Raw genomic sequence first — 14,538 nt, 5'->3', positions numbered from 1 at the left:
CAGAGTATCCGGTGGAGTCGATATATTTATCATCATTTCGGGTTATCTCATCACTTTATCCCTTTTGACCAGGATCGAGAAAACCGGATCCGTAAAATTTTTCGATTTCATACTAGGCATTGCGAGAAGGTTGTTCCCTCAAGCATTGTTCGTCTCGATCGTCATCGGATTTATGTGTCTCGTATTTTTGCCGAAAATTGAATGGAGCGAAATCATCGCGCATATGGCGGCCTCAACATTTTATTATGAAAATTGGCGGCTGGCATTTGATTCGGTGGATTATCTGGCGCGAGAGAATTCCGCAAGTCCATTTCAACATTATTGGTCACTTGGTATTCAGGGGCAAATTTATATTATTTGGCCGCTCTTTATCTGTCTCGTCTTTTTTATCGCGAAAAAAGTCTTGATAACACCTGTGCGTAAAACGTTTCTTACAGCGCAGCTTGTCGTTTTCGCTGGTTCACTGGCTTATTCTGTTTACCAAACACATATCAATCAACCATGGGCATACTTCGATACGTTCGCAAGGATGTGGGAATTTAGCATAGGTGGGATCTTCGCCTTAATTTCACCTTATCTGATTTTCAATAAAAGGTTCAACACCGTCCTCGGATGGGGCGGGCTGGCGGTTATTTGTCTAACAGGCATCTTATTACCTGTGTCGACTGTGTTTCCTGACTATTTGGCTTTGGTTCCAATAAGCGGTGTATTGTTCATTTTGATTTCAGCTGAAAATAGCACGAAGCTCGGTGTGGATCGTCTGCTAAGCACAAAGCCTTTCACCTATTTAGGCGGTCTTACGTATGGGATTTATTTATGGCATTGGCCGCTGTTGATTTTCTACCGTGCTTTTATGAAAACGACGACTGTTCCAATCATAGATGGAATTATCATCCTGTTGTTCACGTTATTATTGTCCATCATTTCCACTAAGCAGCTAGAACCCCCCTTTTTGATGATGAAATGGGATAAGAAGAAAGGGAATTTCGTGACAGTGCTAGGCATCTTGCTAGTCTTCGCGGCTAGCTCGATATTTTCCATTTCCATGTATATACAGAAAACACAGGCGAGCATGCTCAATTTGACCCAGAACGATAAAGATTATCCAGGAGCCAAATCGATTCTGTATAATGTTAAACCACCGGAAGGACTTGATTTGATTCCTTCTCCGTTGGCAATTAAGACGGATCTTCCGAGTTTCTATGAGGATACGGAATGTCTCGGTCAAGATCGTACTGAGGTGAGAAAGTGTTCGTATGGTGTTTTAGACAAACCTGACTATGTTCTTGCCTTAGTAGGCGGCTCTCATTCAGGACACTGGTTTCCAGCGCTTGAAATAGTGGCGGAAGAGCTGAATTTTCGGATCGATCTGTACAATCATGACGGTTGCCGATTTACCGACGAAGATCCTGAAAATCATTTAACCAAAACGTGTCTAGAGTGGAATGAAAATTTGATCAAGGAGTTAAAAGAGGAACCACCTGATTTGATATTCACTACAGCGACTTTAAATAAACGCGACAAAGTGCCGCTTGGTTATATCAATCAATGGAAAGAACTCGAAGGGATTACGAAGATTTTTGCGGTGCGCGACAATCCCCGCATGAAAAAGAAAATACCAGCCTGTTTAGAAAGTGCGAGAAGTCCATTGGATTGTGCAATCGACAGGTCAGACGGCGTATCAGAGGTCGTGCCATGGGAAAACACAGAAGGTATACCTTCCAATGTCATTTTTGCCGACCTGACGGATTACTTCTGTGATGATAAGACATGCTATCCAGTCATTGGGAATATTATTGTATATCGAGATAATAACCATATTACAGCGGAGTATTCAAAGTCGTTGGCCCCCGCTTTGAGGGATCCTTTGGAGCAGGCATTTAAAAAGGTACATCTATCAATGTAGAGATAACTGATAATTTAGTTAACAGAATAAGGATAAATCAAAAAGCAGGCATGCCTGCTTTTTGATTTGCATGGAATTCGTCGCGGAGAAATTCAACAAAATTGTTTAGATGTATCTCATTCTACAGAAAAATCTTGTTTCCGGTTCCTTGCGATTAAAAATATACTTAACACAACAAAAAACAAAACCGATGCGGAAAGTACGCCGTATTGAAATCGGATGCTTCCCTGGTTTGCCATTTTACCGATGCCGTCCAGGATAACTGGCGATAAAAACTGACCTAAAAATGTCATGCTGGACGTCCAGGCGATTACGCGGTCTGCCAGGTACGGCTTTACCTGGTTGAGTGCTTGTAAGATAATAGTCGGAAATATAGCACCCTGGCCGAATCCAATCAAACAAACGCTTACTATGATAAGCGGGATGCTGTGCGTGAAAGATAGAAATAAAAAAGCGGCAGCCATCCCAAAGAGCATAACAGGGATGACAAATTTATTGAAAATAACTTCAATTTGAACGAGAAGTAAACTCGTAATCATTCCGCCGACAGTTGTGAATGATACAATCGTTCCCGCTAAAGCGGCATCACCCAAATCACTCTGCTCTAAATAGAGCGCAATATTGGTGGCGATTGAATAATAAGCAAGCATCACACCGCCCATTGCGAGCGCATAGCCGTATACCGCAAGAGGAAGTTTTACCTTCTTTTCGTGTGATTGCGGTTTTTGAATTTCCCCTTTCGGTAAAAAGAAGAATATTAAAATGATAATGAAAAGCCCTAGCCAATAGACATTAAATGGAACACGCCAGCTGAAAGTAGCGAGCCATCCTGCCAGCAACATCGTGATAATCCCACCGAAATTACTGAAGGCGGAATTAAACCCCATCATCTTCGTTCGTTCTCTGCCGATGAAATAATCATTAATCAATGTCATCGACAACGGCATGACGAGTCCGACACCTGCCCCTAAAATTAACCGCAGCATTAATATGGATTCGATAGTTGAGACAAATTGCGGGCCGATCCCGCCGATTAAATAAATCAACAGACCAATCAAAATAATCATCCGTTTTGTTATTTTGGATGTTAAATAACTCGATAGAAATGAAAAAGGGATGATCATGATTGACGGAGCCGTTAAGATGAGCTTAATCATCGTTGGACTTGCTTCAGGGAAGGCTTGAGCAATCAGGCCGAGCGCAGGGGAGATGGCTGCGCCCGCCATGACAGTAGCCATGGAGATCGATAAAATGGTCGGTTTCAACATTTTGATTCTTGTCATATACATCACTTCCTTTGAAACTGGGGATCCTGCATAGAGTCTATGTTGGCGGAGGCTTGTTTAAAAGCGGCAAGCATATTTTTTAGCTCTTCATCTGACAGGTCTTTGAATACAAGTTTCATCATCTCTTTTCCTGTCTCCCGCAGTTCATTTAATTTCCTTCTCCCATTTTCCGTTAAATCTAAATGGACGACACGCCGATCCTCTTCATTTCGAATCCGCATAATATACTCATTTTTAATAAGGATATTGGAAGCGGTCGTGACAGCACCTGCAGTAATATGTAATTCGTTTGCCAGGTCGGACATTCGCAATGGCCCGTTTTGTTCAAGTAAGTACATTATGCGAGATTGTGAGCCAGGAAAGGTTTTTGTATAAATGTCTTTCCATACGTTCTCCATTTTCCTGGATAATTGCCAAAACCATTTTTCAAAGTCTTGAAAATGAATATGCCGTTCCATATATATGCTCCTTCTATTTACTTTAATTATTATATTGTTTAATCATTAAAGTAAATGTGTTGTAAACAGTTAATATACTACGGGGTTGTTTGAGGGAAGTCAATTAAAAAAGGTACTTGCCCCGTACAATTCAAGATTGTTTACGGGGCAAGTACCTTCGCTGCTTAATTCATTCTTCCTCTATTTCTAAAAACGGTCTCACTAAACGGCGTACCTCATCCGTCGTTTTGGTTTCCATCAATTGGTTTCTTAATTCGCCTGCTCCTTTGAATCCGCGTATATAGATTTTGAAGAAGCGTAGAAGCGGTTTAAATGGTCGCGGTCCGATTTCATTTGAATATTTGTCATGAAGCTCCAATTGCAGGAGCAATAAGTCCAGATGTTCTTTCACGCTGTGTTCTCTCGGTTCTTTTTCAAAAGCAAATGGATTTGTGAACACACCGCGGCCGATCATGACACCGTCGACTCCGTATTGTTCTACTAATTTTAATCCTGTTGCGCGGTCTGGAATATCTCCATTAATCGTCAACAATGTATTTGGTGCAATCTCATCTCGCATTTTTTTGATTTCAGGAATCAATTCCCAATGTGCATCGACCTTACTCATTTCTTTTCTCGTACGAAGGTGAATGGAAAGGTTCGCGATATCCTGTTTTAATACATGTCCCAACCAATCGCGCCACTCGTCCACTTCGATATAACCTAATCTTGTTTTTACACTGACCGGTAACCCGCCGGCTTTTGCAGCTTGAATGATTTCTGCCGCTAGTTCAGGACGCCGTATTAAACCGGCTCCTCTTCCGTTTGCCGCAACGTTCTGTACCGGGCATCCCATATTTAAATCAATGCCACGGAAACCGAGTTTTTTCATATCGATGCTCATTTGCTTAAAATACTCTGGCTTGTCTCCCCAGATATGCGCTACAATCGGCTGTTCGTCTTCCGTGAAGGTCAACCGGCCCCGCACACTGTCTCTTCCGTCAGGGTGGCAATAACTTTCCGTATTCGTAAATTCCGTGAAAAATACATCAGGTTTTCCTGCTTCACTGACGACGTGGCGGAACACCACGTCCGTGACGTCTTCCATTGGTGCCAATATAAAAAACGGCTTCGGTAAATCAAGCCAGAAATTATCCTCGTTACTCATTTGTTATCCTCCTAAATTCATTCATTTCATTGACCAATCCGGATTCCGGAAGGTTCTAATCGTGTAGGATCAGCGTGACTACTCGATTGGCGACCCTGAATGAACTATTATACTACGTTCAAGCATGTTTAAGCGATATAGCAACAGGCAGTATTTCATGTTTTTTATGTGACGACAGTAAGAAGTTGGGAAAACCATTGATGCGTATAGTCTTTGGACAGAAGATGATCAGCTTTATATTATGTGAAGGCCATTAAAAAATCATCTACTAGGAGAAACGACTTGGCGCATGAATTAGGACATTTGCTATTGCACTATAAAGTGAAATTCAATATGCAAGATAGAAAATCGTATAGAGCTTTAGAGGACGATGCTTGTTAGATAATTTCTTCTGTGACAGGCAAGTTGTAGAAACCTGTAAAGACCGTCTGATGTGAAGACATCGACGGTCTTTTTATCTTGTTTAGATTAGTTTGCTCAAGAAAACAAACATTACAATTTAAACATTCGTGTTTGATGTTGCGCAGGCGTTTAAATCATATTTATCGGCTCGCTAACCTGTTTGACCATTGTGTAATTGAAATAAGTTTAAAGGGGTCGTCAGGGTTGTTGCATCATTTTTCGTGCGCCGATAAAAATCGATGTACTTAGAGCGAATGGCATGGTCAAAGCCGGCAATCCGAACGGTAAAAGAGCGGTATCGATACTTGCAATGAATAGCACTGTCAAAATGGAACCAATGATAGCAGTGTAAGGCGCCAGCCGGTTTGTCCCTTCACGGAATACGACGCCGACCGCGAGTGCTGTCAAAATAGCATTGTAGCCGTACAGCCCGGCATCGATGAGCAAATGTTCTGCTCCAAGGAGGTATGCAGCGCATATGCCGATTATATTACCAGCGACTGCGTATAGCCCTAACTTCCATCCCGCGATAAAGATTCCAATAAAAATCAGCAATCCGGCAGCCATACCTTGCAAGAAGAAAATCTGACCGGCTCCATCAAGGAAAGCGCTCGGCCAATGGATTTTCCCGGCGATTTCCAGCTTCCAATGCGATAAATCCTGTGGCACTGTTTCATCGGTCAATTTGAACGTATCCAGCCTATACGAAGATAATAATAATAGCCAGGTCGTCACGATATAAGGAAAGGTTAATGTCGGCATGCCGGTGGGCTGCAAAAGTGTCATCATTGAAGCGGTAAACGCGGCTGCAATAACGGCCCCGAATAAAGCAATCCCCCAGCTTGCGGGACCTTCCAGGAATAGAAGGAGCGCCATTCCTGTCAACATGGGATTATATCCATACAGTCCTTTTTCTACGCTCTCCCGATTTCCTCCCCCGATCCGTCCGGTAAGTGTGCCGATTGCTGCTGAAAGAAATGCAATCACGCCGAGCTCCAGTGAGGTGATCGTGATTGCAGTCAATATGAGCAAACCTGTCAACCAATTTTCGATGAGGATTACTTGTGAGATACCTTTCATCGTCGCCAAGAGAAAAGGAAACCTCTTTCCGCTTCCTATCGTTCCTTCATTTTTCATGTTGAATAATTCCCCTTTTCCCCACATTTACCCTACAACGAGCTATGATAATCATCTTATCAGTATTTCCAATGTCAGTTAACGTTTATGTTTTTCTGCAATGGGATTTGTAAGTGATATTATAAACAATTTTTAGTCATGTTATTTGCAGTTCGGGTTGTTTAAAATGGAGAGGAAGAGATTTAGTTGCCTATGCACTGACAATCGTGATCGTTCAAACAAACGTGAATGTTGGGGGATTCCTGTTTGTTTCATGAATCAGGCGTAGGAATTCATATTTCAGGAGCCAAATAAATCGAAACAGCGTGCGCTCGATTCTTCGCACCCAATTTAACGAAAGCTGATTTAATATATTGTTTAATCGTCGCTTCACTCAACGATAATAGATCTGTTAGTTCCTTTGTTGAGAAGCCATTGGCAAGGGCTCGTAAAATTTCGTTTTCACGCGGGCTTAGTTTGGGATGAGAAATCTTTTGAGGTTGGATCAGTACTCTGCCAGCTAGACTGCCGAAATGTGTCAGTAACTCTAGGGTTTGTCCATCCGTTGGGGAAACGCGATTCATATATTCGCTGACGATATAAGCAATGGTCAGATTGTTTACGTGAATGGGGACGACAGTCAATGCGTGCAAGGGTACGTCACGATTATAGCGGCTTGAAATGAGTGTAATGATGTCTTGTCCAGAATAGTAGTGAGCCTTTCGCTCTGTCACTGCTTTTTTCACGACGGGCAATGAACGAATATCATCTCGTATATAGGAGATCGATTGAAGATCTCCATTTTCGAGCTGTGCTACGCCTTCTCCCACATAACCAATCGGGCTAAATCGATAGAATGAGATTCTTTCAGCGACAAAGATCTCTCCAAAACTCATGAGAATATGGCATATTTGCTCTTCTTGCGATGGTAGTACCAAAGCTTTTTGTAATTTTTCTTCAACAGTCCAAGTAGTGAATTGCATCGTATCATCCCCCTTATCCAAAGATATGTTTCATCATAGAAAAGTAGTAGCGCAGCCCAAAAAGTAACCGATAGTATGAAGTAGTATAACTAAAAGGCGGAATATTCTCAATAGTGTAATTTGGTTATACTAGGATTGCATACAAACCGATGCAAATAAATATAGGGAAGGAAGTTGGCGAAATGGGATTATCAAACAATGCAAAACAATATTTGGAGGCATTTTATAGTGGTCCAACTCTTCAAAGCTTAACTGCTCAACAAGTTCGCGATGCAATGGGCGCAGTCCCTGCTCCGCAAGGAATCGAGGTACCCCCTGTAGCAAAGGTTGAAAATCGAAAAATACCAGTACACGATGGAGAAATCGGTGTACGTATTTATACACCGGTCGGACAAGGTCCTTTCCCGCTACTCATGTATTACCATGGTGGCGGCTGGGTGATTGGTGACCTGGAGACATCTGATGCAGGTTGTCGTTTGTTGGCGGAACAAACAGGTCGTGTTGTCGTTTCGGTTGATTATCGATTAGCGCCGGAATACCGCTTTCCTGTGCCGGTTGAAGATAGTTATGCAGCGCTATGCTGGGCAAATGATCATGCTTCTGAATTAAATGCAATCGCGGATGATATCGTTGTTAGTGGGGATTCTGCGGGCGGGAACCTTGCAGCGGTTATGGCGATCCTCAGTCAAGAAAATAATGGTCCTGCCATTACAGCGCAAGCTTTGATTTACCCTGTAACCAACTTAGATTTTACAACTCCATCATATGAAAAATTTGCAGAAGGGTTTGGTCTGGATAAAGACTTAATGATTTGGTTTGGTGAGTACTATATAAACAATGAAGAAGAGTTTAAACATCCGAAAATTTCCCCATTGCTACATGAAAATTTAAGCAATTTACCACCAACGATTATTATAGCGGCTGAGAATGATGTGTTAGTAGATGAAGGGGTTCAATATCGTGACAAATTACAAGAGGCGGGTGTCACAGTAGAATATCTTCAATTAGATGGCAGTATTCATGGCTACTTCAGTAACATGGCGGTTTTCGCAGAAGAAACAAAAACAACAGTAGATACAATTGCTAAATTTTTAAGCTTAGTACCTTCGAAATAAATTATTCGGGATGGAGGTTTAAGAATGGAAGCTAAACAATATGATGCAATAGTTGTAGGAGCCGGTTTTGCTGGGCTGTATATGCTGCACAAGCTGAGAGAACGTGGACTATCTGTCCTTGTAATAGAGGCTGCAGATGGAGTCGGCGGAGTGTGGTATTGGAGCCGTTACCCTGGAGCAAAATGCGATTCTGATTCTATTTTTTATAATTTTACATTTTCCGAAGAGTTGTATAAGAAATGGAGCTGGAAGGATCGGTATGCCTCTCAACCAGAAATCTTGGAGTATTTGAATTTTGTCACAGACGAGCTTGATTTACGACCTGATATTCAATTTAAAACGCGCGTGATGGAAGCATCCTTTAATGACGAGACGAAAAGTTGGGAAGTTAAGACTGACACAGATGAAAAATTTGAAGCTAAGTATTTCATCAGCGGGGTTGGATGTTTATCCACGACAAATATACCGCCGTTTAAAGGTGTCGATACATTTCGCGGTGAAAAGTATCATACAGGGCGTTGGCCGCATTCAAAAGTCGACTTCACCGGTAAACGAGTTGTAGTCATTGGTAATGGCTCAAGCGGAGTTCAGACCATGCAAGAAATAGCAAAGGAAGCAAAAGAGCTCACGCTATTGATGCGCACTCCTCATTATGTGGCTGAGGCGCGTAATCATCCATTAAGTAAAGAACAACAAGAAGATGCATTTAACAATTATCCTAAGATTCGAGATGCTTTCTTTACAACCCCTGGTGGCATACACTTGTCCACGACAGGAAAATCAGCAATAGAATTTTCAGCAGAAAAACAAAAAGAAACATTAGATCATGTGTGGAAAACAGGAGGACTTGCGTTAGGGGCTGTATATCCGGACGTTGGCGTCAATAAGGAAACAAATTTTGTAGTCTCGCAGTTTGTCCGAAATAAAATTGATGAAATTATAAAAGATGAACATACAGCAAAGCAGTTACATCCGGATTATTATATTACAACAAAGCGTTTAATTATTGGAACAAATTTTTATGAGATGTTTAACGAAGAGCATGTTCATCTAGTTCCTTTAAAAGACAATCCGATAGAATGTGTTGTAGAAAATGGCGTAAAACTTCGCAATGAAACGATTGAATGTGATGTCATAGTTTTTGCGACTGGATATGAAGCGATGACGGGCTCTCTTTTAAAATTAAATATACAGGGTCGTAATGGACAAACGATACAAGAAAAATGGGGAGAAGGACGAGAAGTTAAAACATATCTTGGATTGACGATGGAAAATTTCCCGAACTTCTTTATGATAACAGGGCCGCAAAGTCCATCGGTTCTTACGAACATGCCATCTGCAATTGAACAGCATGTTGATTGGATAGATCAGTGTATAGGCTATATTGAGTCCAATGGTTTACAAACGATTGAAGCGCAAAGACAAGCAGAAATAACATGGGGGAAGCAATGTGATGATATAGCAAACAGCACATTATTCCCACATACGAATTCATGGTATACAGGAGCCAATATCGATGGAACTCAAAGAGGATTTGTGATCTATGTTGGGGGGCTTGATAATTACCGTAAAATTTGTGATGAAGTGGCCGCCAATCAATATGATGGGTTTGAATTTGAAAAGGTCTATGACACAGTATAATATCGTGAAAATATTTAAATCCATCATAAAGATAAGAGTCCGCAATTAGTCCAGAATGACTTCTACAATCTCCATAAAACACACAAAGAAACCTTCCAGAATAATAGATGACTGGAGGGTTTTTGGTTTGTTGTCCGAAAATCAAAAACAGAGCATAAAAAAGGGAACTCCTGGAACCAGGAAATTCCCTTTTCATTTATGAGAATGTAGTATATAAAACAAAGGAATAGTAAAGGTTTGTTGTTTGTTTCAACTGATCCTCGTTTAAATCAATTAACCAATATAAACGCTCTCACATGTTCCCGGTGCTGGCTCATAAAAACAATGGCTTTTAAATTGGCCAGTAAACGGTTGACCATACCATGTTGGAGGACAGGGAGCGTATGGATTAAAGTACCAAAGGGCGAAGTGCGCTGGATGTTCTCTCCAATAGTCTAGATTCTGCTTCGCTAATTTTTTTTCAGAAGATCTTGCTCGTTGATAAAACAAGTTTCCTTTTTGAACTGCTTCGAATGAATAATTTCCTCCTTGTATTTGAAAAATGACATCGTTTATTGATCGGACGTCGTTAAAGTCTAAACAATCTGCTATAGCCCGATTCACAATTACATTTCCAACGTACAACATGCCTTGTTTACCTTCACCTTCAGCCTCTGCCCTCATCATCCTGGCCATTAAATCAATGTCTGAATCTCGGTATTTTACTCTTGGCATTTTTTCACCCCAAATATAGTGTATGAAAAAAAGCTTTCCGTTATGTCATATCACATCATTTTATTAAAATGAAATAGGGTAAGCTGCCGAATTAAAAACCTGATAATATATTTTATCTAATTATCGTTATTTGTATAGTTCAATCGAAAGGTGGAACTCTATTTCAATAGGAGAGTGAAACAAATGAATTCATTCTGTCCCGAAATATGGCCTGAAGAACCAACGCCAAAGAGTCAGATTGATTGCCAAGAATGCGGTCTTTATTGCCAAGGATCAAGAATGGTTTGGGGTGAAGGGAATTCGAATGCACCCATCATGATCGTTCTCGATAATCCGGGTGCTCGCGAAGGTCGGGAAGGGAGCCCGATGGTTTGCGGAACACGGCAAACTTTACAGAAAGCGGTTTATGAAGCTGGCCTACATCAAGATCAGCTGTATGTAACCTATATTCTAAAAAGAAGACCGCTACGAAAGTATGATAAAGAGCGAACTCGAACTATCTGTATGCAACATTTAGAAGAACAATTAATCAAACAAAAGCCAGCACTTATATTATGTTTGGGAAATGTTGCCGTACAATCTTTTTTCGGAAATCCAGAAGTTGAAGTAAAAGGATTACGTGGTACTTGGCATGAAGTAAGAGGATATCAAACAGCCGTGGCCTACCATCCGCTCGCTGTGAGACGCCGGCCGAATCTATATCCGTTGCTTGCGGAAGATGTAGCGTTGGTTGCGAACAAGCTTCATGAAATACAGTAGGAAGAACGATGCAGCAAATAATCGTATTTGCTGCATAGTCTACATAACAATTTGTCTTTTTTTGACGGATAATAATATTATATAAGTTGAATAAATGATTTTATACTTTGTAATTCTCAGTCGCTTGGAGTGTAAAGCGTCGGCCTGGAACGAAAAGCAACGCGCAGTTGATATTGACCCATTCTTTAGCTTATCTTGTATAGTTGGTACATATCGAAGAACGTTATCAAATTTTGGTACTTACAAATAATGAAATCAAAGTATAGGAGAGTTCCAATGCAAAATACGATCCGAAAACAAATACATGAGTGCATCGACACGGATTACCAAAAGTTTGCCTCAGCACTTATCCCGAATATCGACAATGTATTAGGTGTGCGAATGCCGGAACTTCGCAAACTCGCAAAACGGATAGTGAAAGATGACTGGCGTACATATCTTGAAACGGCAGAAGACGAATATTTCGAAGAAGTCATGCTGCAGGGACTGGTCATTGGTTATGTGAATGCTGATATTGAAGAAGTACTTTCATATGTAGCGGCTTTTATTCCTAAAATCGATAATTGGTCAGTATGCGATAGTTTTTGTACAACACTTAAAGTTACAAAGAACCATAAAGAACGTGTATGGACATTTTTGCAATCTTATCTGACTTCGGATAAAGACTATGAGCTTCGGTTTGGAGTTGTTATGCTTCTAAACTATTATATTGAACCGCTTTATATAGGGAAGGTGCTCGCTTTACTGGATCATATAGAACATGACGGCTATTACGTCAAAATGGCAGTTGCTTGGGCGCTTTCTATGTGTTACGTGAAGCTTCCTGAACCGACAATGGAATATCTGGGGAGTAACAATTCATTAGATAAGTTCACTTATAACAAAGCCTTGCAAAAAATCATCGAATCGTATCGCGTAGACAAGGAATCAAAAAGTATAATCCGCAGCATGAAACGGCGGTAGAACGATTAAATGGATCAATGACAATTAAACATTTCATTTTTGTTTAGTCGCATGAAATTAAAGCATAATCTGGGCTGCCTTCCCATATAAACATAAAGACAAACGACAAAAGGATGGTTTATTGGTACCTATCTGGTTGATTGGTTTTCTATCAACAGTTGCTGGTGTTAATGTAGGCGGTGTTATTGTAGCGTTAATTAATAGATTTCAGAGAAGTGTGGGTGCAATTTATGCTGTGTGTGTGGGATTATTGCTATCCTTACTTAGTGTGGAAATCACGCCGGAAGCCATAGCGCTAGGAAATTTTCTCGTTTTTGTATTTGGTTTCTTAGTAGGTGTACTTCTGTTTGAGATCATTCATCTAGCGTTTTATCGGAATAGGGTACATTCAAAGAAGAATGATCACCGTCAAAGTCTTCGTATGGGTGTATTTTTGGTGTTGATCCTTTCAATGCATAATTTGCCGATGGGTATGGTTTTGGCAACTAGTGAGCATTTTCCCTTTGGTCTAGCGTTGTTGCAGGCATTAATTTTGCATAATATTCCTGAAGGTATGATATTATTTACACCTTTGTTTGTTGCAGGGGTGCGACTTTATAAGTTGTTTCTTCTATCTGTTTTCATTGCAGCCCCTGTTGCGTTAGGGGCATTCATCGGCAATTGGATGGGCATGCAAAGCAATTTACTGGCAGCTTTTTTATTAAGTGTAACGGTCGGCTCGATCTATATGGTGACGATGAAGGAAATTCTGCCTGCTTCTATTAAGCATTCCTCCAATATGTATAGTGCGGTCATTGTCTGTATTGCGTTTGGCTTACTCACTGCCTATCTTCTATTTTTACACTAGATGTGCTCACATCTAATCAAAAAAGCCTGGCGAAGTTCCGCCAGGTTTTCTTCAAGTACAACGAAAAGTATCTACATGTTTCAAATCCATTCCATAATATTCCCATCGATAATGACGCGGGTCCCAGCGATAGCCGGCGATCGAGGTTCTGCCGACAAAGGTTGGATAATACCAGAATCCTTTGTTTCTAGAAGTCCAAATGTACGTGTAGCGGTATAGACATCCTGCTATGCCGCCCGGGTCGACTGCACGTAATTGTGCGTCGGGATAGTTCGGTGTCTGGCTCGGCGGTGGTGATGTTGGTGGACCTTGTTGATTTTGACCACCGTGTTGCCCGTGCTGTCCAGGAAAACCTGGATAATTAGGTTGGGATGGATATCCAGGAAAAGCGGGTTGATTTGGAAATCCATGTTGTTGACCGGGATAACCAGGTTGCCAAGGCGGATACGACTGTCCGGGAGGTGGATAACCTGGTACACCTCCACCGGGATAACCGCCACCTGGCCATCCTTGTTGATGAGGTGGAAATTGTGAGGGACGATTCGTATGATGATATGCTTCATATTGCTGACCTGGATACCCTTCAGGCAATTGCGGATACCACATATGTCCATCTGACTGATTCAAAACATCACTCCTTCTTTTTTAAAACACTGCCAAACATTTCGTTGTATCTTCTTCACGTACATCGGAATGAATCGATGCGTTGTAAATCGATCCCGAAGAATTCCCAGCGCCTTCTGCGTGAGTCCCAACGGAAGCCTGCGACAGATGTTCTGCCGACGAAGGTTGGATAGAACCAGAACCCTCTAAATCTCGAAGTCCAAACATAGGTGAATCGGAACAGACAGCCTGAGATGGCTCCTGGATCTACTGCAAATAATTGAACGTCTGGATAACTGGGTATTTGGTTTGGCGGTGGTGTGGTGGGTGCCGTTGCCTGGCCTCCTTGTCCGGGCGGTCCAGGTTGATTTGGAAAACTTGGCTGTCCCGGAAATCCCGGTTGAGATGGAAACCCTGGAAAGCTCGGGAAATTTGGCTGTCCTGGGAATCCAGGTTGCCAAGGCGGAAATGACGGACCAAAAGGCGGAGAATTCCATCCCGGGAACCCGGTAAAGCTATTGCCAGACCAATTTTGCTGCGGATACCACATATATTCATCTTGTGGATTCAAAACATCACTCCTTTTCTGCTCGCTCTA

15 protein-coding genes are annotated in these 14,538 nt (G+C 41.6%); 7 read left to right on the top strand and 8 right to left on the bottom strand.

Annotation, left to right across the window (positions count from 1 at the left end):
• Nucleotides 1-22: 22 nt before the first annotated feature.
• On the top strand, nucleotides 23-1,906 hold the full coding sequence (locus MKY93_RS14840) for an acyltransferase family protein (protein WP_340760937.1): 1,884 nt from the start codon (nucleotides 23-25) through the stop codon (nucleotides 1,904-1,906).
• A gap of 116 nt (nucleotides 1,907-2,022) precedes the next feature.
• Here MKY93_RS14840 and MKY93_RS14835 read toward each other — a convergent pair whose 3' ends face one another.
• The 3 genes from MKY93_RS14835 to MKY93_RS14825 form a co-directional block, all read right to left on the bottom strand.
• Entirely contained in the window at nucleotides 2,023-3,189 is a 1,167-nt protein-coding gene (locus tag MKY93_RS14835; RefSeq protein WP_340759864.1) for an MFS transporter, read from the bottom strand.
• A gap of 5 nt (nucleotides 3,190-3,194) precedes the next feature.
• Complete coding sequence (locus MKY93_RS14830) at nucleotides 3,195-3,650, bottom strand: MarR family winged helix-turn-helix transcriptional regulator (RefSeq protein ID WP_078818008.1); 456 nt, start codon at nucleotides 3,648-3,650, stop codon at nucleotides 3,195-3,197.
• Nucleotides 3,651-3,819: 169 nt separating this feature from the next.
• On the bottom strand, nucleotides 3,820-4,797 hold the full coding sequence (locus MKY93_RS14825) for a tRNA dihydrouridine synthase (protein WP_340759863.1): 978 nt from the start codon (nucleotides 4,795-4,797) through the stop codon (nucleotides 3,820-3,822).
• Between the two features lie 243 nt (nucleotides 4,798-5,040).
• Here MKY93_RS14825 and MKY93_RS14820 point away from each other — a divergent pair, with 243 nt between their 5' ends.
• The gene (locus MKY93_RS14820) at nucleotides 5,041-5,178 is read left to right on the top strand and encodes an ImmA/IrrE family metallo-endopeptidase (protein ID WP_340759862.1); all 138 of its coding nucleotides are present in this window, start codon (nucleotides 5,041-5,043) and stop codon (nucleotides 5,176-5,178) included.
• 219 nt (nucleotides 5,179-5,397) lie between these two features.
• Here MKY93_RS14820 and MKY93_RS14815 read toward each other — a convergent pair whose 3' ends face one another.
• Together MKY93_RS14815 and MKY93_RS14810 are read right to left on the bottom strand one after the other, a co-directional pair.
• Nucleotides 5,398-6,336 carry an urea transporter gene (locus MKY93_RS14815; RefSeq protein WP_340759861.1) on the bottom strand — a complete coding sequence of 313 codons (939 nt, stop codon included), beginning with the start codon at nucleotides 6,334-6,336 and terminating at the stop codon, nucleotides 5,398-5,400.
• Nucleotides 6,337-6,608: 272 nt separating this feature from the next.
• Nucleotides 6,609-7,298: a helix-turn-helix domain-containing protein gene (locus MKY93_RS14810; protein WP_340759860.1), complete on the bottom strand. Its 690-nt coding sequence runs from the start codon at nucleotides 7,296-7,298 to the stop codon at nucleotides 6,609-6,611.
• Nucleotides 7,299-7,480: 182 nt separating this feature from the next.
• Between MKY93_RS14810 and MKY93_RS14805 the strand changes: the two genes are divergently transcribed.
• Together MKY93_RS14805 and MKY93_RS14800 are read left to right on the top strand one after the other, a co-directional pair.
• Nucleotides 7,481-8,413 (top strand): alpha/beta hydrolase, encoded by a 933-nt coding sequence (locus MKY93_RS14805; RefSeq protein WP_078818012.1) that lies wholly within the window; start codon nucleotides 7,481-7,483, stop codon nucleotides 8,411-8,413.
• Between the two features lie 24 nt (nucleotides 8,414-8,437).
• Nucleotides 8,438-10,054 (top strand): flavin-containing monooxygenase, encoded by a 1,617-nt coding sequence (locus tag MKY93_RS14800; protein ID WP_340759859.1) that lies wholly within the window; start codon nucleotides 8,438-8,440, stop codon nucleotides 10,052-10,054.
• Between the two features lie 273 nt (nucleotides 10,055-10,327).
• Here the strand turns inward: MKY93_RS14800 and MKY93_RS14795 are convergent, their stop codons facing one another.
• On the bottom strand, nucleotides 10,328-10,768 hold the full coding sequence (locus MKY93_RS14795) for a cell wall hydrolase (protein WP_078818014.1): 441 nt from the start codon (nucleotides 10,766-10,768) through the stop codon (nucleotides 10,328-10,330).
• 183 nt (nucleotides 10,769-10,951) lie between these two features.
• Between MKY93_RS14795 and MKY93_RS14790 the strand changes: the two genes are divergently transcribed.
• The 3 genes from MKY93_RS14790 to MKY93_RS14780 all read left to right on the top strand — a co-directional run bounded on the left by MKY93_RS14790 (nucleotide 10,952) and on the right by MKY93_RS14780 (nucleotide 13,337).
• Nucleotides 10,952-11,527 carry a uracil-DNA glycosylase gene (locus MKY93_RS14790; protein WP_078818015.1) on the top strand — a complete coding sequence of 192 codons (576 nt, stop codon included), beginning with the start codon at nucleotides 10,952-10,954 and terminating at the stop codon, nucleotides 11,525-11,527.
• A 276-nt stretch (nucleotides 11,528-11,803) separates the two neighbouring features.
• Nucleotides 11,804-12,490: a DNA alkylation repair protein gene (locus MKY93_RS14785; protein ID WP_078818016.1), complete on the top strand. Its 687-nt coding sequence runs from the start codon at nucleotides 11,804-11,806 to the stop codon at nucleotides 12,488-12,490.
• A 121-nt stretch (nucleotides 12,491-12,611) separates the two neighbouring features.
• Nucleotides 12,612-13,337: a ZIP family metal transporter gene (locus MKY93_RS14780; protein WP_340759857.1), complete on the top strand. Its 726-nt coding sequence runs from the start codon at nucleotides 12,612-12,614 to the stop codon at nucleotides 13,335-13,337.
• A 51-nt stretch (nucleotides 13,338-13,388) separates the two neighbouring features.
• Here the strand turns inward: MKY93_RS14780 and MKY93_RS14775 are convergent, their stop codons facing one another.
• Entirely contained in the window at nucleotides 13,389-13,964 is a 576-nt protein-coding gene (locus MKY93_RS14775) for a hypothetical protein (RefSeq protein WP_221835810.1), read from the bottom strand.
• A gap of 52 nt (nucleotides 13,965-14,016) precedes the next feature.
• A complete protein-coding gene (locus MKY93_RS20455; RefSeq protein WP_009498156.1) occupies nucleotides 14,017-14,511 on the bottom strand; it encodes a hypothetical protein in 495 nt (164 codons plus the stop codon).
• Nucleotides 14,512-14,538: the final 27 nt, after the last annotated feature.

The sequence above is a fragment of the Sporosarcina sp. FSL W7-1283 genome, assembly GCF_038003105.1.
GTDB lineage: Bacteria > Bacillota > Bacilli > Bacillales_A > Planococcaceae > Sporosarcina > Sporosarcina newyorkensis.
The sequence above is the reverse complement of the archived record's forward strand: the minus strand, read 5'-3'. Positions and strand labels throughout refer to the sequence as shown.

Excerpts from the sequence above, each read along its gene's own strand:
- MKY93_RS14815 (WP_340759861.1), bottom strand. The coding sequence starts at position 6,336 with ATGAAAAATGAAGGAACGATAGGAAGCGGAAAGAGGTTTCCTTTTCTC.
- MKY93_RS14785 (WP_078818016.1), top strand. The coding sequence starts at position 11,804 with ATGCAAAATACGATCCGAAAACAAATACATGAGTGCATCGACACGGAT.
- MKY93_RS14825 (WP_340759863.1), bottom strand. The coding sequence starts at position 4,797 with ATGAGTAACGAGGATAATTTCTGGCTTGATTTACCGAAGCCGTTTTTT.
- MKY93_RS14805 (WP_078818012.1), top strand. The coding sequence starts at position 7,481 with ATGGGATTATCAAACAATGCAAAACAATATTTGGAGGCATTTTATAGT.
- MKY93_RS14790 (WP_078818015.1), top strand. The coding sequence starts at position 10,952 with ATGAATTCATTCTGTCCCGAAATATGGCCTGAAGAACCAACGCCAAAG.
- MKY93_RS14795 (WP_078818014.1), bottom strand. The coding sequence starts at position 10,768 with ATGCCAAGAGTAAAATACCGAGATTCAGACATTGATTTAATGGCCAGG.
- MKY93_RS14800 (WP_340759859.1), top strand. The coding sequence starts at position 8,438 with ATGGAAGCTAAACAATATGATGCAATAGTTGTAGGAGCCGGTTTTGCT.
- MKY93_RS14810 (WP_340759860.1), bottom strand. The coding sequence starts at position 7,298 with ATGCAATTCACTACTTGGACTGTTGAAGAAAAATTACAAAAAGCTTTG.
- MKY93_RS14835 (WP_340759864.1), bottom strand. The coding sequence starts at position 3,189 with ATGACAAGAATCAAAATGTTGAAACCGACCATTTTATCGATCTCCATG.
- MKY93_RS14830 (WP_078818008.1), bottom strand. The coding sequence starts at position 3,650 with ATGGAACGGCATATTCATTTTCAAGACTTTGAAAAATGGTTTTGGCAA.